This is a genomic window from Baia soyae, assembly GCF_004341445.1.
Lineage (GTDB): Bacteria > Bacillota > Bacilli > Thermoactinomycetales > Thermoactinomycetaceae > Baia > Baia soyae.
This window is the reverse complement of record NZ_SLXV01000006.1, coordinates 76,738-101,254: the sequence shown is the minus strand read 5'-3', so window position 1 is coordinate 101,254 and position 24,517 is coordinate 76,738. Positions and strand designations below refer to the sequence as shown.

The following is a 24,517-nucleotide window of genomic DNA, read 5'->3' as shown; positions in this document are numbered from 1 at the left end:
GGCGAGGAGGTACCAGAGTTGGGAATCAAACTCATTAATATCGGCTTTGGTAACATTGTTTCAGCAAACCGAATTATATCGATTGTTAGTCCAGATTCTGCCCCCATTAAACGAATTATCCAAGAAGCTCGGGAACGCGGAGTATTAATCGATGCTACATATGGTCGTCGTACAAGAGCAGTCATTATTACAGATAGTGATCATGTGGTCTTGTCTGCGGTTCAGCCAGAGACAGTGGCCCACCGCTTAGCAAGTAAAGAGCAGGCATCGGAAGAAGTCGCGGATTAGTAGAAAGGTTGACAAGATGAAAGCAGAATATCATCAATCAGGTCTTTTGATCGTAGTCTCTGGTCCATCTGGAGTAGGAAAAGGAACAGTATGTACAGCTCTTCGGAAACGATTGCCTAATCTTGCATACTCTGTATCTGCTACTACTCGTCAGCCTCGTGCAGGGGAACGAGATGGGGTTAATTATTTTTTTAAGACGAGAGCAGAATTTGAACAAATGATTCAAAATGATGAACTCATCGAATGGGCGGAGTATGTAGGAAACTACTATGGAACCCCACGCAAGTATGTGGAGGACACGCTAGCATCTGGGAAAGATATTGTGCTTGAGATCGAAGTACAAGGTGCCTATCAAGTGAAAGAAGCATTTCCGGATGGAGTGTTTATTTTCCTTGTTCCTCCTTCTATGGATGATTTACGTACTCGTATTTTACATCGGGGTTCCGAGACGACGAGTTCTCTCGAAAATCGCCTTGGTGCAGCAAAAGACGAGTATCAACATATTCACCGATATGATTATGTGGTGATAAATGATGAAGTACAAAAAGCATGTGATCGTGTAGAAGCAGTTTTGCTAGCAGAACACTGCCGGGCAGATCGCTTAGTCATGTCAGAATAAGGAAAGATAGGGGGTTAAAATATGTTATATCCATCGATTGACGAGTTAATGGAAAAAGCAGATAGTAAATACGCTTTAGTTGTACTCGCTTCGAAGCGTGCTCGCGGTTTATTAGAAGGAACAAGTGAGCTCCAATTAAAGCCACGCTCTAAAAAGTACGTAGGTGCTGCTCTCGAAGAAATCGCGGTTGATTTGATTGTCACACCAGGAAAAACGAAAAACGCGTAACGAATATGATGCATCTAAAAAAATAACAACCACAGTTGGTTGTTATTTTTTTAGATGATATGAAGAGGGATGGGCGTTATGAAGGGGAAACGAATACTGCTTGGGATTACCGGGGGAATCGCTGCTTACAAGGCGGCTACGATTGCAAGTCAACTCTATCAACGCGGGGCAGATGTCCGTGTAATCATGACGAAGTCGGCGACGCAATTCATCACCCCTCTTACATTGCAAACGCTTACTCATCACCAAGTTTATACGGATACGTTTGACGAGCGTGATCCAGAAGTAGTCTCTCATATTGATCTAGCAGATCACGCGGATCTGATCGTAATCGCACCCGCCACGGCGAATATCATCGGAAAGGTAGCACATGGATTAGGTGATGATATGTTATCTACTACTCTGCTCGCTACAACCGCGCCAATCGTCATTGCACCTGCGATGAATGTTCATATGTATGCAAATGTGATCGTTCAGAAAAACATCCAAACTCTGCGGGAATTAGGGATGCAGTTTATCGAACCAGCTTCCGGTCAATTAGCATGTGGTTACGTTGGACAAGGGAGAATGGTAGAGCCAGAAGTGATTGTGAATTGGATTGAACAATATTTTGCCTATGAAGCTTCGAAGCCTTTAGCGGGGAAAAAGCTATTAATTACCGCAGGTCCAACAGTTGAACCGATTGACCCGGTTCGCTACATGTCTAACCATAGCTCTGGCAAAATGGGCTATGCGATTGCGGAGCAGGCAAAAAAGGCAGGAGCGGAAGTGGTTCTGGTAAGTGGCCCTGTTACGATACCGCCTCCAAAAGGAGTAAAGGTAATCGAGGTAAAACAGGCGACAGAGATGATGGATGCTGTGATGAATGAGCTTGCTACATCCGATATTATTATCAAATCCGCGGCAGTAGCCGATTACCGCTCTAAAGTCGTATTTGATGAGAAGATCAAGAAAAACTCGGAAGAACTCATCCTAGAGTTGAAAAAGAATCCGGATATTGCCGCAGAAGTGGGACGCGTGAAAAGACCCGATCAGATGCTAATCGGATTTGCCGCTGAAACGGAACAGGTAGAGCAGTATGCCAAAGGTAAATTAGAGCGGAAAAACATGGATCTCATCATTGCCAATGATGTGACGAAGCCGGGTGCTGGATTTGGTACGGATACAAATATTGTGACCATCTATGACCGGGATGGAGATAAAATCGAGTTGCCTCAGCTTTCCAAACAAGAGGTGGCACGTCATATTGTGCAAGTGATTGGAGAGCGATTACATGCCAGGACGTAATGGCTGGATGGCGGATATATATGTGGAAGTGCCGGCTAAAGCGGTCGATCGTCCTTATAGTTACCTCATTCCGGATGAATGGCGAGAAGAAGTTCAGATCGGGAGCCGGGTGCAGGTGCCTTTTGGCCCACGGACGTTAATTGGGTATGTAGTCGATGTGAGAGAGGGAGAGCTTCCTCCCCGAGTAAAAGCGATTCAAGAAGTGCTAGATCTGCAACCACCTCTTACACCTGAGCTGGTCGGGATTGGACGACGGATGGCGGATGAATATCTTTGTACGACGATTACCGCTCTACAGGCAATGGTTCCCTCTGTTTTAAAGGGAACCTACCAAAAGAAAATCACGCTTGCGACGGATTATGATCAGAGGGAAGTCTCTGCATCGCTCGAAGAAATGTTTGGTTCTCTAAGCCAAGCGATTTCAGAAGGAAATGGAGTTATTTCTTGGGATGAGGCATGCCAGATTCAGGGCATCCATCGTGGCATCTTAAAACGATTATCGGAGCAAGGATTTATTCGGATTCATGAAGTGGTGGGAGATAAGATTACTAAACAAACCACGACATGGGTCTGGCTTACATCGCCTTCTGATGGAGAGATGATGTTACGCGATCTACCAAAACGAGCGATGAAGCAACGGGAAGTGTTTTCGTATCTGCTAGAAAAAGGTGTAGAAGTACCCCTTCCAGACTTGCTTTCTGCTACGGCGACAGCTCGCACTACGGTGAAAAGCTTAGTAGAGAAAGGTATCATTTCGTGGGAAGAGCGGGAAGAGTATCGTGACCCCTATGCGCATCGGACGTTTGAACAAACGACAGCACTCTCGTTTACAGATGAGCAGGCCGCTGCGTTTGAGGCTATCATGAAGCCGATTGAGCAGGGTGAAGCTGAGACGATCTTGCTTCACGGTGTTACAGGAAGCGGTAAGACCGAAATTTACCTTCAAGCGATCGCGGAAGTGTTAGTGAAGGGAAAGGAAGCGATCGTACTCGTACCCGAGATTTCCCTCACACCGCAGATGGTCGATCGATTTAAAGGGAGATTTGGCTCACAAGTAGCTGTCCTCCATAGCCGTCTGTCTAGTGGAGAGCGTTTTGATGAGTGGCTGAAGATCCGTCGTGGGGAAGTCAAAATAGTTGTAGGGGCTCGTTCGGCGATTTTTGCTCCTTTTGAACGCCTAGGCATTATCATCATCGATGAAGAGCACGAATCCTCTTACAAACAAGAAGAGAATCCACGTTACCATGCGAGAGAGATTGCTCAGTGGCGAATTCAGGAACATCAAACGGCTCTGGTTTTAGGCTCCGCTACCCCACAAGTAGAAAGCTATTATGCCGCTCGTACGGGAGAGTACCGTCTCGTAAATCTACATAAAAGAGTGCACGGTCGACCACTGCCAGAAGTAGAGGTGGTCGACTTGCGAGAAGAGTTAGCGCAAGGAAATCGCTCGATGTTTAGTCGGTCGTTAAAAACGGAACTGATGGAGTGTATCAATCGCGGGGAGCAAGCGGTCTTGTTTCTAAACCGTCGTGGATACTCTACCTTTGTGATGTGCCGAGATTGCGGGGAAACACTAGCTTGTCCCCATTGTGAGATCTCTTTAACGTACCACGAGACCAATCGTACGGTACGTTGCCATTATTGTGGTTATGCGAGTCAACTTCCCAAGTGTTGCCCACAATGTGAGAGTGAACATATTCGTCACTTTGGCACGGGTACGCAAAAGGTAGAGGCGGAGCTCGGCAAAGCGTTTCCCGGGATTCGCGTGATACGGATGGATGTGGACACGACTTCGCGTAAGGGATCTCATGAACGTTTATTACATGACTTTGGTGCTGGACGGGCGGACGTTCTTCTGGGGACACAGATGATCGCCAAGGGTCTTGATTTTCCTAAAGTTACATTAGTAGGTGTCATAGCCGCAGATTCGATGCTACATCTGCCTGATTTCCGGGCGGCAGAACGAACCTATCAATTGCTCACGCAAGTAAGCGGACGTGCTGGACGCCATGAGTATTTAGGAAAAGTGATCATCCAGACCTATTCCACTGATCACTATAGTATTCAGGCGGCGGCAGAACATTGGATTGAGGATTTTTATCGTCAGGAATGTCAGATGCGAAAGCTACACCTCTATCCACCCTTCCGACGTCTCTACACGATGGTGATCAGTCATCCAGACCGTGTCCGCGTATTGCAATATGGACAAGAGATAGCACGTAGCTTAAATCAAGGAACCTTTCAATATGATTATCAAGTGTTAGGCCCTGTTCCGGCGATGATTCCTAAGATAAAAGATCGTTATCGTTTGCAAATCATGATAAAATATGAAGCTAACCCAGATCTGAACGCATACGTAAAAGAACGCGTTCGGCAAGCAACCCAGGTGCAGGACGATGCAGATCTACGTATTCAGGTACAGCGCGATGGCGTATGATAAAGGGTAATGGTATGTTTTTTGAAGAGGAGAGAATGGGATGTCCATCAGAAATATTGTGCAAATTGGAGAACCGATATTAAAAGAAAAAGCAAAACCGGTGACAAAGTTCCATGCTCGTTTACATAAATTGTTAGATGATATGGCAGAAACGATGTATGATGCCAACGGAGTGGGGCTAGCTGCGCCGCAAATCGCGATTTCTAAGCGAGTCATTGTGGTCGACGTAGATGAACAATTATATGAAGTGGTAAACCCAGAGATCGTTGAGAAGCGTGGCGAGCAGTTCAATCCGCCAGAAGGATGTCTCAGTATCCCGAATCTACTAGGGGAAGTGCGTCGTGCTGACTATATTAAGATAGTAGGTCAAGATCGAAATGGAAACCCGATTGAAATTGAAGCAAACGGGTTTTTGTCTCGTGCGTTTCAACATGAAGTCGATCATCTAAACGGAATTTTATTCCCTGATGTGGCTGAGCGAGTATTCCGCCCAACTGAGGAGGAATAGTTTATGAATATCGCAAAAGATACACGTATTGTTTTCATGGGCACACCGGATTTTGCTGTGCCCGTTTTACATATGCTAGTAGAAGAAGGGTATCAGATCATTCAAGTCGTGACCCAGCCAGATCGCCCGAAAGGTCGGAAGCGTGAATTAACTCCTCCTCCGGTCAAAGTAGCGGCACAAGAACTAGGGTTGCCTGTATATCAACCAGAAAAAGTACGGATTCCCGAAGAAATGCAACCCATTGTTGATTTGAACCCTGATCTCATCATCACTGCTGCCTTCGGACAAATCTTGCCCAAGGCGTTGCTAGATGTACCCGTACACGGTTGTATTAACGTACATGCTTCTCTGCTTCCTAAATATCGTGGAGGGGCTCCGATTCATCAATCGATTATCGATGGGGAGAAGATGACGGGAGTTACCATTATGTATATGGTAGAAGCGTTAGATGCGGGAGATATGATCGCACAAGGCTCGATTCCGATTATGCAGGAAGACCATGTGGGCACTATGTTTGAGAAGCTTTCGATCGTGGGAGCTGACCTGTTGAAAAAAATCTTGCCAGCCTTTTTACGCGGCGAGATCCAAGCAGTGCCCCAGGATGCGAGGCAAGTTACCTTTGCCCCTAATATTAAACGAGAACAAGAAATACTAGACTGGAATCGTACAGCTGTGCAGTTATATAACCAAGTGCGCGGTATGCACCCTTGGCCCGTTGCATTTACGCTATGGAATGGACAACCTATGAAAGTATGGTGGGCGGATCCTTTAGCGGATGAAAAGACAGATCAAGCACCGGGAACCATAGTTGCCTTACAAAAAGATGGCATCGTGGTAGCAACAGGAGACGGGTGCCTCAAGCTAACGGATGTGCAACCATCTGGTAAGAAACGTCTGACGGCAGAGCAACTGATAAACGGTCGTCAGATTCATGTAGGAGATCGATTAGGAGAATAATCTATGAAAAAGAATAACCAGCGACAATCTGCGCGAGATGTTGCTTTGGATATATTAATTCAATATGAATCAAAAGAAGCATTTAGCAATCTACTATTAAATCAATCTCTAGAACGAAGTGAATTAGAGATTCGCGATAAACGGCTCGTTACGGAATTGGTTTACGGTGTAATTCAGCGGCAAAACTCCTTAGACTGGGTCATTGATCAGCTTATCTCACGAGGTAGTAAGTCAGTAGAACTATGGGTGAAGCAATTACTACGTTTGGGCTTATACCAGATGATCTACCTTGATAAAATTCCGGAGAGAGCTGCGGTCCATGAAACCGTAGAAATCGCCAAAGTGAGGGGACATAAAGGGATCTCTGGACTTGTAAATGGAGTCTTGCGCAACTTTGTTCGTAATAAAGAGAAGCTCTTACCTACGTTTACCCCCACTTCCTACGAAGAAGAAGCGATTGTTTATTCCCACCCGCTCTGGATGGTGAAGCGACTTCACAAAGTATACGGAGATGAAGAAGCACTGCAAGCCTTGCAAGCACAAAACCAGCCACCAAAAGTAAGCGTGCGGATCAATCCGATGAGATGGGACCGAGATGCTTTTATCGAGACATGGAATGAGGAGGAGACAGGTACAGCTTCTCCATCCAAACTAGCTCCAGATGGTGTCATCTTAAACGGAAGCGGCAACGCGGCATCTCACTTCTACTATCAAGAAGGTGCTTACACCGTCCAAGACGAAAGCTCGATGTTAGTAGCACGAGCAGTTGATCCCAAGCCAGGTATGCGAGTACTAGATGCATGCGCCGCTCCTGGTGGTAAGACAACGCACCTTGCAGAGTTGATGAACGATGAAGGAGTCGTCGTCGCTTACGATATCCATAATCATAAAATGGATCTTATTTGTCAGCATGCGCGTCGTCTGGATCTTCAGCACATTAAGACAAGAGTAAGCGATGCGAGAGAAATCCAGGTGGATACGGGAGAAGAACTATACGATGCGGTTTTACTAGATGCTCCTTGCTCCGGCTTAGGTGTAATTCATCGCAAGCCTGACATTAAGTGGAGTAAAGAAGCAGGGCAGATTCGCGAGCTTACTAAGATTCAGAGCGAATTACTCGATCGTATGGCGACCCTTGTCAAACCCGGAGGAACCCTTGTCTATAGCACCTGCACATGGGAGCCCCAAGAGAATCGGGAGCAAATTGAGCAATTTCTAAAGCGTCACCCCGAGTTCGAACTCGACCCTACGATTTTCGAGTTGTTGCCTGAGGTGGTAAAAGAACATGCGATTACAGGAGATGGCTGGGTGCAACTCCTGCCACATCATTTTTATAGTGATGGATTTTTTATTGCGCGGATGACGAAAAACGCTCAAAGGTAACGATAGCCTTTGGGTGTTTTTCTTTTGGACTGTAAATGATAAAAGGAATTTTTTGTATTTTTGTCACATCTACATGTATATGATCATTCCCTTTGTACAAAATAATCTGTATCATTTTAGATAGTAGTTAAAATATAGAGAAAAGAGGGAAAAATATGAAGGCGAAACGTAGAAAGGTACTATGGGGAAGCGCTGTTATGGCATCAATCGGAGTATTTGCTGTGTGTAGCCTGAATTTTACTGCGCCAGCATCTGCTGCACCGATCACGGAGGCGCAAGTAGATTCATCTAATCAAAGTCAAGACATTCTCAAACAAACCATGCAATTGGCTGCTGAAGGGAAAGTACTAGGTAGCGGGAAATTTGGGCTTGATTCTCAGAAAAAAGAGATCCTGAAAAAATGGGGGAAACCTGCGTATCAAGACAGATTCACCCTTGATTATTCCAAACGAAACGTCACATTTGGCCTAACAAAACAATCGGTCTCATCCGTTTCATCAAGAGATTCACGGCTCCTAGCCCTCACGCATCAAAAAGTGGAGAAATCATTGGGTAAACCATTTGATTCTGATATAGGAGCTGGAAATCTCCACGAATTATACTATGTTGGCGAAAATGTAATCGAGTTTCATTGGACAAACATGACCAAGCCACATGGTGAATTAGAGCTTCTTTCGGTAATGGTGAAGAAAGATAACACTCCATAATATCATCCAAAGAATGAACAAGAAGACTCAAAGGGTAAGGTGCCTTTGAGTCTTCTTGTTCATTCTTTGGGATAACGTAAGGACCTAGGTGATATAGTGTTTATTTTTTTATTTTATCTTCATTTCATTTTTATCTTATCTTGATCCCTATTGGTTATAGTCGTTGATAATACAGATTCCGTGATCCCAAGTAGCCTTTTTGACTTACAAAACTGTAAGGTTCTATTAAGGTAAATCGTTAGAAGGAATTCTCCTTTTCATATAGAGTATAAATCATTCAATTGGTTATCAAATAGATTGCAAGTTTTATTTAACATAAATTCTATTGTTTATATGTAAGTAAATGTATATAAAAACGGAGGAAGTTATGAATACACAAGTATATGTCCTGTATGGTGGAAAGTCTGTTGAACATGAAATATCAAAGCGGACGGCATTAGCGATTATAAATGCGTTAGATAAAGAGAAGTACGATGTTTATTCAATCTATATAAATAATGAGGGAATTTGGTGTAATACAGGAAAGGTAACAGAAGAATTGAAAGAGCTAAGAGAAGGGGAAGTAGACGTTGATATGACTCCTACACTCTCATTAGCAACCGTTTTACAGGAGTGTTTTTCACCGGGAAGAGAACATGTAGTCATCCCTGCTCTGCATGGTACTTATGGTGAAGATGGAACGATACAAGGGCTATTAGAATTAATCGATGTTCCTTATATCGGGAATGGAATTATGCCTTCTGCCATCGGCATTGATAAGGCGATGACAAAAGAAATCTTTTCTAAAGTAGGAATTCCACAGGCGGAATATGTATTCTTTACGATTCAGGAGTGGAGGCGACGTGATAGCCAAATTTTTGAACAAATTGAAAATAAAATTGGCTATCCATGCTTCGTCAAGCCAGCAAAACTAGGATCGAGTGTGGGAGTTCACCGTTGTCAGAATCGAGATGAGCTAATAGAAGCATTAAAGGATGCTTTTACCTTTGATCAAAAAGTAGTGGTAGACAAAGAAGTAATCGGACGCGAGATGCAAGTAGCCGTAATCGGTAATGAAAATCCCGAATGCTCCGTTGCCGGAGAGTATATTTTAGAGAAATCGTTTATGGACTATAACGCTAAGTACGTAGATGGAAATTTGATTCCGGTTATACCAGCCCATATTCCGGATTCACTTCACAAAAAAATGCAAGAAATCTCCCAACAAGCGTTTCAAGTATTAAATGGTTCTGGATTGATGCGTGTAGATTTCTTTGTTACCGAAGAAAATGACCTGTATGTAAATGAAGTAAATACATTCCCAGGATTCACAGGCCACAGTATGTTCCCTGCACTGTGGGAAGCAACAAATGGCATGACGTATCCAGAGATCATCGAAACATTTATTGATCTTGCTATCGAACGTCATCAGAATTCAAGACAAATCCAATATACAAGGGGTGAGTAGACATGATCAAACGAACGATACATCAAATAGTAGAGATGTTGGATGGAGCATTTTTTTCGAATCTAGATCAACATGTAGAGATTCAAGGAGTTTCCATTGATTCGCGAACCGTGCAGTCTAAAAACCTATTCATTCCCATTAAAGGAGAACATTTTAATGGCCATGAATTTGTGCAAAAAGCCATAGATCTGGGTGCTACCGCTACACTGTGGATGGAAGGAGAGCCATGTCCACCCACTGAAATCCCCGTTATCTATGTAAAAGATACGCTTGTCGCCATACAAACGTTAGCGAGGGAGTATCGGAAGCAACTACAAACCAAAGTGATTGGGATTACAGGAAGTAACGGTAAAACCTCTACGAAAGACATATTAGCAAGTTTACTAGAAACGCAATTTAAGACACAAAAAACATTCGGTAATTTAAATAACCACTTGGGAGTGCCCTTGACTATCTTACAGTTGGAACCTGAAACGGAGATGGCTGTGATCGAGATGGGGATGTCTGGCTTGGGAGAAATTGAGCTATTATCTTCTATTGCTTTGCCGGATGTGGCGATTATCACGAATATCGGAGAAGCGCATCTGGATCAATTAAAAACGAGAGAGCGGATCGCTCAAGCTAAGCTAGAAATTCTCTCGGGGTTAAGACATAATGGCACCTTCATTTACGATGGGGACGAGCCTTTATTACAAGAAGCCGTTCAAATACAAAATCTAGGTGATCGGGCGGTTACGGTAGGGCTGAAATCTAGTAATTCGTACTATCCATTTTTTATCTCGATTGAAAGAGAAGGAATCTCGTTTTCCCTACCCGTACAGCGACCTATATTCTATTTACCGATGTTAGGAAAATATCAAGTATTGAATGCTCTATCTGCCATCGCTGTCTGTCACTATTATGGAATTTCGAACGAACAGATTCGAAACGGCTTCTTACAAGCTAAAATTACGGGAGGACGTAATGAGCTAATTAAAACACCCAAATATACCATCTTGAATGATTCCTATAAATCAAACCCATCAAGCCTTTGTGTTTCGTTAGAAACACTTTCAACCTTAGATTACAAAAAAAAAATAGTCGTTCTAGGCGATATGAATGGATTAGGTAGTGATGAAGTCTCCCTACATGAGAAAGTAGGAGAACAATTAGATCCAAAGCACATCGATTATGTCTTTACAGTGGGTAAGCTTGCTGAACATATTGCGAAGGTAGCAAAAGGCCGTTTTCCAGAGGGAAGAGTAACTTCCTATCAGTCAGCGGAGCAAGGAGAATTAATCGATCAATTAAAAGTAATTGCCGAAACGGATTCCATTATTTTGATTAAAGGATCCAGAGAAAATAAATTAGATATAGTAGTAGAAGAGTTGAAAGATAGCAGTGCTTCCACAAGAGAGGCAGTGGAGGTCTCATGAACACTTCTATGATACATCGTGACGCATGGGTCGAAATTCATCTGGATTGTATAGAGGAAAATATCCGTCAAATTCGGGGTCATTTACCTCCTGCTACTCATTTCATGGCAGCCGTAAAGGCGAACGCATATGGGCATGGAGATACTCAAATAGCGAAATTAGCCCTAAAATCAGGAGCAGATTCGTTAGCAGTAGCTCTGCTTAGTGAAGCGATTGTATTACGTAATCAAGGAATTAAAGGGCCTATCTTAGTGCTAACACCTATACTACCATCTAATGTAGATCTGGCTATCGACCATGATCTGACACTTACCGTTTTCCAAGAATCGTGGTTAAAAGAGATGAGACAGTATAAGAAAAGTACAACTCCCCTTAAGATTCATCTGAAAATGGATACAGGACTCGGGCGGATCGGAATTCGTGAAAAGTCGGAATGGCTCGAGATTGTCTCTCTACTAAGTCATAGAGATGTGATCGTAGAAGGCGTATATACCCACTTTGCAACTGCTAACAGCAGTGATCCGACTTACTACCATAAGCAGTATGCTCGTTTTCAAGAAATGATGGAGTGGGTAAAGGAAGCAGGGATATCGGTTGATTACTATCACTGTGCCAATAGCGCATCCTCCCTGTGCTTCCCAGAAAACGCACTCGATGTAGTCAGGATTGGTGTGGCTATGTTTGGGATTTATCCATCCCAACATGTGAAAGAAAACATCCCATTTTCCCTACAACCCGCTTTATCTCTGCACTCGAAAATTGCCCATATCAAGAAGCTCCAAGCAGGGGACTTTGTGGGATATGATAATGCGTACCAAGCAAAAGGTGAAGAATGGATTGCCACGATCCCCATTGGATATGCGGATGGCTGGTTTCGCTGTTTCCAAGGAATGGATGTATTGATAGATGGTAAGAAGATGCCGATTATTAGTAAAATATGTATGGATCAGATTATGGTACGGCTTCCTAGTAAATACCCACTTGGTACGAAGGTAACATTGATTGGAAGACAGGGGGAGGAAGAGATTACCTTATATGATTTAGCAGAGCATATCGGGAGCGTTCCTCAAGAAATCCCTTCCATGATTACGTACCGAGTTCCGAAAATCTATTATTATCGCGGTGAAGTCGTGGAGATTGTAAGTGAAGGTAATGGTAATACGAAACAGTCTTATGCATTACGATAAAAAACAACTGAGGCGATTTTATCCGTCTCAGTTGTTTTTATGTGTGAGCCCGATCGGGCGAAGTTTTATAGTGGAAAAGATCAGTCTATGCGTTATCGTCGTCATCGCCCATACGAATTGATGAAAAGGCAAGTAAGTTATGCTTCACAAATGATCACCTCACTTCGGATATGGAGTTCTTTGAATCCGTGGATCTTGCCACAGGTCTTCAGTAGCGGGCTCGAAGTGAGAGGGAGCTAATACGTGAGCCAAATGCTTGATTCCGACTAACAGACGGGGAGAGGGTCGACAAAACCAGCCTTCTTCGCATATATGGATGAGGTTAGGGTCAGCTAAAGGGGTGTTTTGCCAATCGGGCCTAGTTGTAAACATATCCTTCTTGATTCGATGCTTCTCAATCCCAGTCCATACAACCATAACGAGGTCTGGATTACGTTTTACCACCTCAAGCCAATTTGTCTGGACGCTTTCTTGAGGATAATCGGCAAATATATTATAGGATCCTACTAGTGTGCATACTTGGGTTAACCAATTTCCTTGTCCGGGTGTAAAGATTGGCTTGGGCCACCATTCCCAGTAAATCCGAGGAATGGATTGGGGCGAGGGCATATGTGAACGGATTGTCTCTATGGTTTGGTTCAAGTGAGCCACTAACTTTTGAGCTTCTGGTAATCGATCGATATAAGATCCTACAAGCAAGACATCTTCCAGAATATCATTCCAAGATTTTGGATTGAGCGTAATATGGGGAATTCCTTTTTCCTCAAGCTGTTGAATATTCTTCTCCATTCCAGGAACGCTTAAGGAAGCGATGACGAGATCCGGTTGTAATTCTTCGACTAAATCGATTCGAATCGATAAATCGGGGCCTAAACGTGGTAGATCAGCATAATCAGGGGGGAAATCTGAAAAGTCATCCACTCCGACTAGCAGATCTTTTGCCCCTAAGTAGTGGATAATTTCTGTATTACTAGGACAGATTGATACAATTCGCATGGTCTCTCCACCTTTCTTTTTCCTGTGGCTGTATGTTTTATTATCTAAATAGCGCGTCATCGTGTCTACCTTTTCCTGTTACGACTAAATAAAAAAGCTTGAGAATCCATTACGGGTTCTCAAGCTTTTTTATTTAATGAACGCTAGTCAGTGCCTTGTAAGCATTTACTCTTCCGAACTTCCAATATTCGCCCGTTCCTGCGATTTTATCTGCGCTTTCTTCGAGTGCAGAGCGAATTTGTGTGTGGGAGAGGCCTTGGGAGGCTAGCAGTGCAGCTACCCCAGATACGTTAGCAGTAGCCATCGAGGTTCCCTCTTTTGTTGTATAAGGGTCTTCGGGGTTCCAGTGGGTTGGAATGGTCGACATGATTCCTACCCCTGGAGCGGCTACATCTACTGTGGTGCCATAGTTGGAGCGGCTCCACTTTACATCGCTTGAATCTGTTGCGGCGACGGAGATCGCGTTAGGATAGGCAGCTGGGTAATAAGGCTCTGAAGTAGAAGAATTTCCTGCCCCTGCTACTAATACGACTCCTTTGCTCCAGGCATAGTTGACCGCATCTTCTAATACTTGAGCAGGGGTTGACATAGCGATACTTACATTGATGACTTTCGCACCATGATCAACGGCATACGTAATCCCGTTTGCGATGACCTCACTGTACGAATATCCATTTCGATCTAGCACACGAACGGACAGTACTTTCACGTTTGGAGCTACTGCAGCAACTCCAATACTGTTATTGGTTTGTGCAGCGATGGTTCCTGCTATATGTGTACCGTGTCCCAGTTCGTCATTACTTGGATCATTATCGTTTTGTACAAAATCATAACCTGCGATGATTTTTCCCTTTAGGTCAGGGTGACTGCTTTGAACGCCTGAATCAACAACCGCTACCACGGTATCACTGCTTCCACGGGTAATATCCCATGCCTCTGGAATCTGCATTTTTTGCAAGGGTGCGCTTTGATTTGAAGAGTAGTAATGATCATTGGGAGTCCATACTGCTTGAGAGACCTTACTTGTCTCTGCATACTCTACATTCGGCATTTTACGATATTCTTGCAGTGCTTCTTGTACAGATTTCCCTTGAACCTGAATGACGTCAAAGCCGATTTGTGAATTGTGGGAGATCACTTTTGCATTTTTCTGTTGATAAAGACTATTTTTTTGTTCTGAAGAGACTTCTTTTTTAAATTTGACAATGATTCTTCCATTTTCAGTGGTACTGATTTTATCAGGCGCCGCTTGTGCGGTAAATGAGCCTGAGAATGATAAGGAGGAAGCAAGAACTACAACCATTAACAAAGAGTACCAATGCTTTATATGTTTCATTTTATTTCCCCTTTTACTTTCTAGGATAAAAATCATGCCATAAAAAATCGGACTATTCCTCCTTTGTTATGTATTTTTATAACAATAACATTTCCATTAAGAAAAATGAACGAAATAACATAAATACCATAAATGAGAATTAGGTTGATAACTATGTCAGTGAATTACGCAAACATCACGTATTCTTTCTATGCATCACGCACATCATAATCTTGTGGTGGTGAATGTATATGAAAATGAGAAAGTTGCGCTTTCTACGTGATCAGAAACGGAAGAAAATATTAGAGCAACAGAGTAAAAAGAAAGTGGAAGAACGCTCTGAAAATAAAGGTGTTTCTAAGAATCTGGATGAGAATCTGGATTTTCTAAAGAATGTATTTGGAAACTCAACCGATATTATTACTCGGACATTTGCGATGAAAACACCAGAACATTCGACGGGTGCGGTTATTTATATCGATGAGATGGTGAATAAGGATATCACTCATAACTATATTTTGCGGCCTTTGATGCAAGAGGAAATTCAGGATCAAACGGATATATGGAAGAATATTGTCCAGAAGTTGATCGAGGCGGGAGAGGTCAAGGAAATCACGAAGATGAAGGACGTGATCAACGGGATTTTAAACGGTGATACGATCTTCTTATTGGAAGGGACGACTCGAGCTCTCGTGATCGGTACGAAGGGTTGGACCACGAGGAGTGTCGGGGAGCCACGTGCGGAGTCTGTAGTGCGTGGACCTCGTGAGGGCTTAAGTGAAACTTCTACTTTTAGCTTGGCTATGATTCGGCATCGATTTAAAGATCCAGATCTTCGGATTCAATCTTTTGTGATTGGAGAGCGGACCCAAACGGCTGTCTCCCTTCTTTATGTAGAAGGATTAACGAACGAGCAGATCGTGGAGACGGCTCGAAACCGGTTAAAAGATATCAAGATTGATGGGATTTTAGAAACAGGGTACCTAGAGGAATTTTTGCAGGATCAAACATGGACACCGTTTCCGCAAATCCAAAACACAGAGCGTCCTGATTCGGTAGTGGCACATCTACTAGAAGGAAGAGTGGCTATTTTGGTAGATGGATCTCCCCATGCTTTGATTGCTCCTGCTGTTTTTACCCAATTTTACAATAGTCCTGAGGATTATTATGAGCGTTATCTTATCTCTAGTTTCTTAAGGCTGATTCGTCTATTTAGTTTTGCGATTGCCTTGTTGTTGCCTGCTTTTTATATCGCCTTTGTCTCGTTTCATCCTGAGTTGATTCCAGACCAATTATCCATCGCGATGGCTGCGGGAAGGGCATCTGTTCCTTTTCCATCTATTGTCGAGGCACTGTTGATGGAAGGAAGTATTGAGGTGCTCAGGGAGGCAAGTATTCGCTTGCCGGGACCGATTGGACCCACGATCGGAATCGTAGGGGGTTTGGTAATCGGTACTTCGGCCGTACAAGCGGGACTGGTATCGCCTGCGATCGTGATTGTGGTTGGGATGACGACGATTAGTTCGTATGCCAATCCTAGTTATAATGCAGCGATTAGTATTCGTTTGCTACGATTTCCACTCATGATTGCTGCTTCGATCCTAGGGCTGTTTGGGATCATGATTTCTCTGATGTTGATGATTCTTCATATGGTTCAAATTCGCTCGTTTGGTGTGCCTTATATGACTCCATTTGCTCCGCTTCGTTGGGAGGCAGTGAGGGACGCTATCATACGGGTTCCGTGGAAGTATATGAATGCTCGTCCTAGTTTCTTGAAGCCACAGGATCGATATAGGCAGAAAAACCTGAGCTCAGAAGAGGCTGTGAAGACAGGGAGGGATGCGTCCAATGACACCAAATAATTCATCACAATCTCCTCAGTCAGCTTCCTCTAAAAAAGTCGATCATCGAGGCAGTCTTTCTTCTTATCAGATCTATGTTTTGATTATACTTTCTATTATTGGAGCGCCTTTACTGAACTTTCCTCGCTTTGTAGCAGCGGAGGCAGGAGCAGATGGAGTCTGGTTGAGTGTGATCTCAGGACTGCTAGTTACAGGTTTCGTTTATATGGTCAGTAAGCTATGTCAACGATTTACAGGTCAAACTTTTGTACAATTCATCCCGGAAATTTTTGAAACAAAGCGGATGAAGTGGATCGGTAAGGGAATTGCTAGTTTGATTATTATTTGTTTTGCTTTGTACTGGATGAACCAGATTTCGTTTCAAGTGCGGCTATTTAGTGAAGCGACAAATACTACATTGTTGCCTAAAACACCGATTGAAGTTACGATTCTGACATTATTGTTGGCGTCTACCTTCGCTTCTTACTCTCGTCCGGCAGTGATTGGGATGCTAAATGAATTTTTATTTCCGATTATCTTACTTCCCTTTTTATTACAGTTATATGTTGTGTTTAAAAAAGGGGAATGGGTTCATCTATTTCCTCTCCTCCAAAGTGATTGGAGGGGATTGGGAAAAGGGATATTATCAAATGGCCTAGGGTTTTCTGGATTTGAAGTATTGTTTTTAGTAATGGGTTACAGCCAAAAGGTGGAGCATTCTGCTAAGGTGAGTGCTAAGGCCATTCTGACTACTACGGTTTTACTGTCCAGTACCATCATTGCCCAATATCTTGTTTTTGGAGTAGATGCGTTATCTAAAAATTTATGGTCGGCCCTCGATTTTTATAAAGAGGTGAGGCCTGAATTGTTAGTCATCGAGCGAATTGAGGCATTTGTGTTAGGAATTTGGGTCGTGATCGCTTTTATTGCAATTACGAATTTACAGTTTGTCTTAGTTCGTACCATCTGTGAAGCATTTCGAGTAAAAGAAGAACAAACCAAGTATGTGGCTTGGGCGTTGCTTCCTTTTTTCTATGGTGGAGCGATGGTTTCAGAAAATATAAGTGATTTCTTCACCAAGTTTCAAGAATACAGCTATATTGGCTTTGTTTTTTCAATCGTGGTACCAATCGTTTTATTTTTACTGGCGATCATTCGTCGTAAGAAAATCCCGTCTAAGAAAAAAGACCAGAAGGGAGAAGAAAATCATCATGCGACATCTTCCTAAGATCATAATTCTCACGTTGATTTTCCCTCTTTTGGCTGGTTGTTGGGATAGGAGAGAGATAGAGGATCGGTTATATGTATCGGCTATTGCTATTGATAGTACAGAGGATGATGATATAGCAGAGATTAGTGTTCAAATCCCAATTCCAAATCAAGTAGTGGGAGGAGGGGGCGGTGGTCAAGCGGAAGGAGGGAAAGGGCCGAGTGGGCCGTTTGAACTACTGTCCGGAGTTGGAAAGACGTATTCGGAAGCTATGCATCAAATTGTTGTCTCTTCTAATGATCCATTATTCTTTGGGAATATGCAGGTGATTATGATCTCTGAAGAACAAGCTAAGAAGGGGATCGAACGCTTTATGGATGCGATTAAACGTACTTCCGAAGTTCGACGCCAATTGTATCCAATTGTAGTGAAGGGAAAAGCAAAAGATGCGCTTAATGTAAAAGTGCCATCTGAAGAGATTCCAGTCAATTACATACGAGGAATGTTGCGTTCTGGAACGAGAAATGGCATTTTTGCCGATATTACACTTGGGCAACTTCTAATTGATATGGGGCTTCCGGGGTGTCAATTTCCTATTATGAACTATATGGAGCCCACGGAAGGCGGGTATAAGTGGGATGGGATCGCTGTATTTAAAGGAGAAAAAATGGTTGGAGCCATACAGGGAAGAGAAGATGTTGCCGGCGTCCTTCAAGTTAGAACCAATCAAAAAGGACATGTGGTAATCGTACCGCGTAAGGATGGCATGATCGCATTTCATCCTTATAGTAGTAAACGAAAGATTAAGGTGAATCCAGATGGCTCCGTTGTCATTAATATAGGTGTGACTGGACTTATTCAAGAGAAAACATCCACAGATGATTTATCAAAAACGGAAGTGTTACAAGATGTTAGTGATCAAGTATCAACGATCTATCAAAAGCAGATGAAAGATTTAGTTAATCATTCTCAAAAAGAGTTAAAGGCAGATGTTTTTAATCTAGGAGAGTATGTGAGAGCGTATCAACCGAAATTTTACAAAAGCATCAATTGGCAAGAGGATTATCCGAACATCCCCATTACAACCAAGTATCATGTAACAATTCATCGGTATGGGATTAGCTCAGACTAACTTGTCAAAAATTCGAAACAAGAAGAGCTGAAAAAGGGGGTTATTTCCTTTTCTTTCCCGTTATGGATTGATATAATAGGGAAAGTTTTGTAAAGGATGATGAAGAACAAATTGAGGAAGATCTGGTGAAAAAGTTTATGAAACCATTTGCATATGATTTAGATTTACCTGATTGGAAAGATTGGATGAAAGAGCATGGTGAGCCAGAGTTCCGTGCTGGACAAGTAATGGACTGGTTATATGAAAAACGAGTTAATTCTTTTGAAGAAATGAGCAACCTTTCTAAAAAACTCCGTGACAACTTAGCTGATGCATTTGAGCTACAGCCATTAAAAATTATCACCTCTCAAGAGTCACAAGATGGAACGATTAAGTTTTTATTTGGATTAGTGGATGATCACGCGATTGAAACTGTGGTTATGCGTCATAATTACGGGGTAAGTGTTTGTGTAACGACTCAAGTAGGGTGCCGGATTGGTTGTACATTTTGTGCTTCTACTCTGGGCGGTTTGAAACGGAATCTAACAGCGGGTGAGATCGTGGCGCAAGTGATGACGGCTCAAAAAGCGCTAGACGAATCCGAAGAGCGAGTAAAATCGGTTGTGATTATGGGATCGGGTGAGCCGTTTGAGAATTATGAGCCGACGATTCAGTTTGTTAAGATTATCAACTCGCCAAAAGGGCTTAACATCGGACAACGTCATATTACGGTTTCGACCAGTGGCGTGGTTCCTAATATTTATCGTTTTGCAGATGAAGGCTGGCAAGTTGGATTGGCCATCTCCCTACATGCACCGAATCAAGACTTACGCTCTAGCTTAATGCCGATTAACCGTAGGCATCCGTTGGCTGAGCTTTTAGATGCTTGTTGGTACTACCTACGGACGACAGGTCGCAGGCTCACGTTTGAATATGCACTCATTGGTGGGAAAAACGATCAACTGGAGCATGCTCATGAACTAGGGAAACTGTTACAGGGAATGAACTGTTTGGTAAACCTCATTCCTGTTAACTATGTACCAGAGCGAGACTTTACAAGAACCTCCCGTAATCAGATTTTCGAGTTTAAAAAAGTATTGGATTCATATAAAATCAATACGACGATTCGCCGTGAACAAGGGCACGATATAGATGCTGCATGCGGACAACTACGTGCGAAGCATAATAAGTTAGTCTAACTTAACCCAAATCGTTTACAATATAATATAGAGTTAGAGTACCCTGAACGAAGAAGGAGATATAGCTCCTATCTTCTTCTTCCATTTTCAAAATGATAGAAATGAAAGGTATTTCTTCACATATGGGTCTTTAGTATTTAGGAATGCCGATGGGAAAGGGGTAAGCCGCAATGGAGATTGCACACCGCACAAATGTCGGTCTCGTGCGTGACTTAAACGAGGATAGTGCTGTTCTTGTCCGCCGTGAAGATGGATCAGTACTTGCAATTGTGGCAGATGGTATGGGGGGACATCAAGCTGGTGAAATTGCCAGTCAGACAACAGTCAAGGTGATTGAATCCACCTTACAAAATGGAAGTTCTCAAGTCTCCACAGAAGAGCGGACCAATTCCATACTGAATGCGGTTGGAAAAGCAAATGCAGAAGTGTTTTATTTATCGCAAAATAACGAGCAATATCAAGGAATGGGCACTACGGTAATAGCGGGTATCATGGATTCAAGTGAGGTTGTACTGGGTCATGTAGGGGATAGCCGGGCATACATGTTGCATAAGGGTGGTCTTTATCAGTTAACCGAAGATCATACCTATGTGAATCTGTTGCATAAATACGGGCAAATCACGACAGAGGAAGCCAAGAATCACCCTCAACGCAATATGGTTGTGAGAGCGATTGGCACCGCTGAGGATGTAGAGGTGGATTTAATTCACACTCCATGGAATCCGGATGACATGTTGCTTCTATGTTCGGATGGCTTAACTGATATGGTAGCCGAACGCGAGATTGGATTAGTGTTATCAAGTGATATCACGATTGAAGAAAAAGCTGATGAACTAATTCAGCTAGCCATACAAGCAGGTGGCAAAGATAATATTTCCGTAATCCTACTAAAGAATACAGAGATATTTTAAATAGGCTGAGGAGGAGCAAAGTTATTATGCGGATGGAAGGGAAGAGGCTGAGTGGTCGTTACGAGATCCTAAACAGGATCGGTGGCGGTGGGATGGCAGTCGTATATAAAGCTAAAGACATGTCTCTTCATCGTAATGTAGCAGTGAAAGTGCTCAGTGAATCGCTCAGTAATGATTCAGAGTTTATTCGTCGTTTTAGTCGTGAAGCTCAAGCAGCAGCTAGTTTGTCTCATCCGAATATTGTAAATGTTTATGATGTAGGGCAAGACGACTATACGCAATTTATCGTCATGGAATTAATCGAAGGTCCTACACTTAAGCAACATATCCAAGAACAGGGCCCTCTTTCTGTAGAAGAAGCAGCGGAGATCGCGATTCAGATTTGTGATGGCTTATCCAATGCCCATGATAATGGTATCGTTCACCGGGATATTAAGCCACATAACATCTTACTAGGTGGAAATGGCCGAGCAAAAGTAACCGACTTCGGGATTGCAAGGGCCGCAAGCTCTTCGACGATTACCCAAACAGGATCTGTCATGGGATCGGTTCACTATTTCTCACCAGAACAGGCACGTGGCGGAGTGATCACGGAGAAATCAGATATCTACTCCCTCGGTGTTGTGTTTTATGAGATGCTGACAGGAAAGCTTCCTTTTGATGGTGATTCGGCGATTGGGATTGCCTTGCAACATCTGCAAGAGCCTGTACCCGATCCGAAAGAGCTGAATGCAGACATTCCCGATAATATCGTCAAAATCTTACTCCGTTCGATGGAAAAAGATCCGGAGATGAGATACACGTCTGTAAGAGCGATGATGCAAGATATTCGCTATGCCTTGCAGATCGGGCATCGCAATGAGTTTACTTGGGGTAGCACTAAGGAATCACGTACCAAAGATTTTTATTCAACCGTCCCACTCATGGGTGATACAAACCTTTCAAAAGATAATTCTGAAGCAGATGCGGTGCCAAAGAGCCATAATAAGTTCCGAGGAGGTAGTGAGCTACAGGAAGACGAACGGAAATTCGATCGTTCCATCACCGGGAAGTTTGGTCTTACGAAAAGCCGGATTGAAGGACTTCGTAACATTCCCGTTGGCGAGCAGACGGTTCTTCAAAAAACAGCCGTCTGGCTTGACGATATGCAACAAAAGCTACCATGGTGGAAAAAAGCAATCTTCGGGCTCATTAGCGTCGTACTCATCTTCACCCTCGCTCTATGGCTATTTAACACCGCTATCGGATTCCTCGGCCAAGATAGTAAAGGTGGCGCGAAACCAGAGTCTGGTGGGAGTTCTCAGGCTCAAGAGAAAGAGCAAAAGAAGGCTGCTGATTTTAAAGGGAAGCCTTTTAATGAACTGAAGAAATGGGCAAAAGACAACAATATAAAGATTGATGATAAGAAAATCTTTCAGCAAAGTGATGAGTCGAAAGATACAGTGATTGATGTTGAGCAAAAGGGTAGCACTGTAACGGTTACTTTGAGTCTTGGGCCTAAAGCTGGAGCAGATAGTAGTGCAGGTACCGTTCCGGAAGAGATTATAGGCGTTTTTCAAAGCAATTTTAAAAGTATAGAAAGTAAGTACAATATTGAAGTGATAAGTGACAACAGCCACTGCGGGAATGATACATCTTTAAGAACTTCTCGGGGTCAAATTATGGCAACTGATCCTGCTCCAGGACAGCCAATTCCAGCAGATCGTAAAGTACGAGTATGGATAAATGCTCAAAAGAAATGTTCAGTGGATCCGCCTTCTCAATGATGTTGATCAGTAAAAGAGTAAAGGACAGATGATTTTTCATTCACAAGAGGTTGCTTCCGTCTCATTACAGACAAAAGCAACCTCTTAATAATATAGTGTGTAACAAATGTGTATTTCCGTTAATTAGATATTTTATACCTTTTTAATAGTGACTATTGATTATTTTATAAACTGGAAAATAATAGAGAAGATAATATTTCCGTAATCCTACTAAGAGAATACAGAGATATCGTAAATGGGTTGAAGAGGAGCAAAGTAATTATGGGGATGGAAGGGAAGAGGCTAGGTGGTCGTTACGAGATCCTAAGTAGGATCGGTGGCGGTGGGATGGCAGTCGTATATAAAGCAAAAGACATGTCTCTTCATCGTAATGTAGCAGTGAAGGTGCTTAGTGAATCACTTAGTAATGATCAAGAGTTTATTCGTCGTTTTAGTCGCGAAGCCCGAGCGGCAGCTAGTTTGTCTCATCCCAATATTGTAAATGTATACGATGTAGGGGAAGACGATTACACGCAATTTATTGTCATGGAATTAATAGAAGGTCCAACACTTAAACAGTATATTCAAGAACAAGGTCTACTCCCTGTGGAAGAAGTAGCAGAGATCGTCATTCAGATCGGCGATGGCTTATCCAGTGCACATGATAATGGAATCGTTCACCGAGATATTAAGCCACATAATATCTTGCTAGGTGCCGGTGGTCGGGCAAGAGTAACCGATTTTGGGATCGCCAGGGCTGCCAGTTCTTCGACGATTACCCAAACAGGTTTTGTTATGGGATCGGTGTATTATTTCTCACCTGAGCAAGCGAGGGGCGGAGTGATCACGGAGAAATCAGATATCTACTCCCTTGGTGTTGTGTTTTATGAGATGCTGACGGGTAAGCTGCCTTTTGATGGTGATTCGGCGATCGGGATTGCGTTGCAACATTTGCAAGAGCCTGTGCCAGATCCACAGGAGATGAATCCAGAGATTCCAGATAATATTGTTAAAATCTTACTTCGTGCTTTAGAAAAAGATCCATTGATGAGATATACGTCTGTAAAAGCGATGATGCAAGATATTCGCTATGCCTTGCAGATTGGGCATCGCAATGAGCTTACTTGGAGAAGCAATAAGGATGAGTTGCGTACCAAAGATTTTTATTCAACCGTTCCACTGATGGAAGACACTCATCTTTCTAAAAAGGAATCGGCGGCAGGCGCAGAACCGATAAGGAGCGGGAATCGTTTTCGTAGTGGCGATGACTTACAGGAGAAAGAGCGTAAATTTGATCGTCCTGCGGGCGAACATACGGGTCGATTTGGATTGACAAAGAGTCGAATTGAAGCACTGCGCAACATTCCAGTTGGTGAGCAGACGGTTCTTCAGAAAACGGTTGTTTGGTTAGACGATGTCCAACAAAAACTACCATTGTGGAAAAAAGCGATCTTTGGACTTGTTACTGTCGTACTCATCTTTGTCATTGCACTATGGTTATTTAATATGGTTATTGGTTTTTTGGGTGGCCATAGCAATGGTAGTGCTAATGGAGATTCAGGCGGAAATACGCAAGTTCAAGTAGCAGAGCAAAAGGCAAATGGCTTTGCAGGCAAGCCTCTTTAAAGTGGGCAGAAAATCCAATGGTTACAAAAAAGTTGCTTTGTTCTATCGAGATTCGATATGATCTCGTTAGACAAAGCCATTTTTTGGTCTACATAAGATT

At 43.0% G+C, this 24,517-nt stretch carries 21 protein-coding genes; 19 read left to right on the top strand and 2 right to left on the bottom strand.

Features of this window, described 5'->3' with window-relative positions; genetic code table 11:
* Nucleotides 1-18 precede the first annotated feature (18 nt).
* The 12 genes from remA to alr all read left to right on the top strand — a co-directional run bounded on the left by remA (nucleotide 19) and on the right by alr (nucleotide 12,463).
* Complete coding sequence (gene remA, locus EDD57_RS03615) at nucleotides 19-288, top strand: extracellular matrix/biofilm regulator RemA (protein ID WP_072334172.1); 270 nt, start codon at nucleotides 19-21, stop codon at nucleotides 286-288.
* A 16-nt stretch (nucleotides 289-304) separates the two neighbouring features.
* Complete coding sequence (gene gmk / locus EDD57_RS03610) at nucleotides 305-907, top strand: guanylate kinase (protein ID WP_131848116.1); 603 nt, start codon at nucleotides 305-307, stop codon at nucleotides 905-907.
* A gap of 21 nt (nucleotides 908-928) precedes the next feature.
* The gene (rpoZ, locus tag EDD57_RS03605; protein WP_131848115.1) at nucleotides 929-1,135 is read left to right on the top strand and encodes a DNA-directed RNA polymerase subunit omega; all 207 of its coding nucleotides are present in this window, start codon (nucleotides 929-931) and stop codon (nucleotides 1,133-1,135) included.
* A 78-nt stretch (nucleotides 1,136-1,213) separates the two neighbouring features.
* On the top strand, nucleotides 1,214-2,422 hold the full coding sequence (coaBC, locus tag EDD57_RS03600; RefSeq protein WP_131848114.1) for a bifunctional phosphopantothenoylcysteine decarboxylase/phosphopantothenate--cysteine ligase CoaBC: 1,209 nt from the start codon (nucleotides 1,214-1,216) through the stop codon (nucleotides 2,420-2,422).
* A complete protein-coding gene (gene priA, locus EDD57_RS03595; protein WP_243649427.1) occupies nucleotides 2,409-4,859 on the top strand; it encodes a primosomal protein N' in 2,451 nt (816 codons plus the stop codon). Before coaBC ends, priA begins: the two co-directional genes overlap by 14 nt.
* A gap of 40 nt (nucleotides 4,860-4,899) precedes the next feature.
* Entirely contained in the window at nucleotides 4,900-5,367 is a 468-nt protein-coding gene (gene def, locus EDD57_RS03590) for a peptide deformylase (protein WP_131848113.1), read from the top strand.
* 3 nt (nucleotides 5,368-5,370) lie between these two features.
* The gene (gene fmt / locus EDD57_RS03585; RefSeq protein ID WP_131848112.1) at nucleotides 5,371-6,324 is read left to right on the top strand and encodes a methionyl-tRNA formyltransferase; all 954 of its coding nucleotides are present in this window, start codon (nucleotides 5,371-5,373) and stop codon (nucleotides 6,322-6,324) included.
* A gap of 3 nt (nucleotides 6,325-6,327) precedes the next feature.
* Nucleotides 6,328-7,707 carry a 16S rRNA (cytosine(967)-C(5))-methyltransferase RsmB gene (gene rsmB / locus EDD57_RS03580; protein WP_131848111.1) on the top strand — a complete coding sequence of 460 codons (1,380 nt, stop codon included), beginning with the start codon at nucleotides 6,328-6,330 and terminating at the stop codon, nucleotides 7,705-7,707.
* Nucleotides 7,708-7,862: 155 nt separating this feature from the next.
* A complete protein-coding gene (locus EDD57_RS03575; protein ID WP_131848110.1) occupies nucleotides 7,863-8,414 on the top strand; it encodes a DUF4309 domain-containing protein in 552 nt (183 codons plus the stop codon).
* A gap of 367 nt (nucleotides 8,415-8,781) precedes the next feature.
* The gene (locus tag EDD57_RS03570; protein WP_131848109.1) at nucleotides 8,782-9,861 is read left to right on the top strand and encodes a D-alanine--D-alanine ligase family protein; all 1,080 of its coding nucleotides are present in this window, start codon (nucleotides 8,782-8,784) and stop codon (nucleotides 9,859-9,861) included.
* 2 nt (nucleotides 9,862-9,863) lie between these two features.
* A complete protein-coding gene (locus EDD57_RS03565) occupies nucleotides 9,864-11,276 on the top strand; it encodes a UDP-N-acetylmuramoyl-tripeptide--D-alanyl-D-alanine ligase (RefSeq protein WP_131848108.1) in 1,413 nt (470 codons plus the stop codon).
* On the top strand, nucleotides 11,273-12,463 hold the full coding sequence (alr, locus tag EDD57_RS03560; protein WP_131848107.1) for an alanine racemase: 1,191 nt from the start codon (nucleotides 11,273-11,275) through the stop codon (nucleotides 12,461-12,463). The genes EDD57_RS03565 and alr overlap by 4 nt, the downstream gene beginning before the upstream one ends.
* 159 nt (nucleotides 12,464-12,622) lie before the next feature.
* Here the strand turns inward: alr and EDD57_RS03555 are convergent, their stop codons facing one another.
* Both EDD57_RS03555 and EDD57_RS03550 read right to left on the bottom strand, forming a co-directional pair.
* Nucleotides 12,623-13,459, bottom strand: a complete 837-nt coding sequence (locus EDD57_RS03555) for a cobalamin-binding protein (RefSeq protein ID WP_131848106.1) — start codon at nucleotides 13,457-13,459, stop codon at nucleotides 12,623-12,625.
* Between the two features lie 133 nt (nucleotides 13,460-13,592).
* Complete coding sequence (locus EDD57_RS03550; RefSeq protein ID WP_131848105.1) at nucleotides 13,593-14,795, bottom strand: S8 family peptidase; 1,203 nt, start codon at nucleotides 14,793-14,795, stop codon at nucleotides 13,593-13,595.
* Nucleotides 14,796-15,025: 230 nt separating this feature from the next.
* Between EDD57_RS03550 and EDD57_RS03545 the strand changes: the two genes are divergently transcribed.
* The 7 genes from EDD57_RS03545 to pknB (EDD57_RS03515) all read left to right on the top strand — a co-directional run bounded on the left by EDD57_RS03545 (nucleotide 15,026) and on the right by pknB (EDD57_RS03515) (nucleotide 24,417).
* Nucleotides 15,026-16,636, top strand: a complete 1,611-nt coding sequence (locus EDD57_RS03545; protein WP_243649426.1) for a spore germination protein — start codon at nucleotides 15,026-15,028, stop codon at nucleotides 16,634-16,636.
* On the top strand, nucleotides 16,623-17,843 hold the full coding sequence (locus tag EDD57_RS03540; RefSeq protein ID WP_165873652.1) for a GerAB/ArcD/ProY family transporter: 1,221 nt from the start codon (nucleotides 16,623-16,625) through the stop codon (nucleotides 17,841-17,843). The genes EDD57_RS03545 and EDD57_RS03540 overlap by 14 nt, the downstream gene beginning before the upstream one ends.
* On the top strand, nucleotides 17,827-18,957 hold the full coding sequence (locus tag EDD57_RS03535; protein WP_131848103.1) for a Ger(x)C family spore germination protein: 1,131 nt from the start codon (nucleotides 17,827-17,829) through the stop codon (nucleotides 18,955-18,957). The genes EDD57_RS03540 and EDD57_RS03535 overlap by 17 nt, the downstream gene beginning before the upstream one ends.
* A 137-nt stretch (nucleotides 18,958-19,094) precedes the next feature.
* Complete coding sequence (gene rlmN, locus EDD57_RS03530) at nucleotides 19,095-20,135, top strand: dual-specificity RNA methyltransferase RlmN (protein ID WP_131848129.1); 1,041 nt, start codon at nucleotides 19,095-19,097, stop codon at nucleotides 20,133-20,135.
* 170 nt (nucleotides 20,136-20,305) lie between these two features.
* Nucleotides 20,306-21,046, top strand: coding sequence for a Stp1/IreP family PP2C-type Ser/Thr phosphatase (locus EDD57_RS03525; protein ID WP_131848102.1), 741 nt, complete (start codon nucleotides 20,306-20,308; stop codon nucleotides 21,044-21,046).
* A gap of 32 nt (nucleotides 21,047-21,078) precedes the next feature.
* A complete protein-coding gene (gene pknB / locus EDD57_RS03520) occupies nucleotides 21,079-22,812 on the top strand; it encodes a Stk1 family PASTA domain-containing Ser/Thr kinase (RefSeq protein WP_243649429.1) in 1,734 nt (577 codons plus the stop codon).
* Nucleotides 22,813-23,073: 261 nt separating this feature from the next.
* A complete protein-coding gene (gene pknB / locus EDD57_RS03515) occupies nucleotides 23,074-24,417 on the top strand; it encodes a Stk1 family PASTA domain-containing Ser/Thr kinase (protein ID WP_424205289.1) in 1,344 nt (447 codons plus the stop codon).
* The last annotated feature ends 100 nt before the right edge of the window (nucleotides 24,418-24,517 follow it).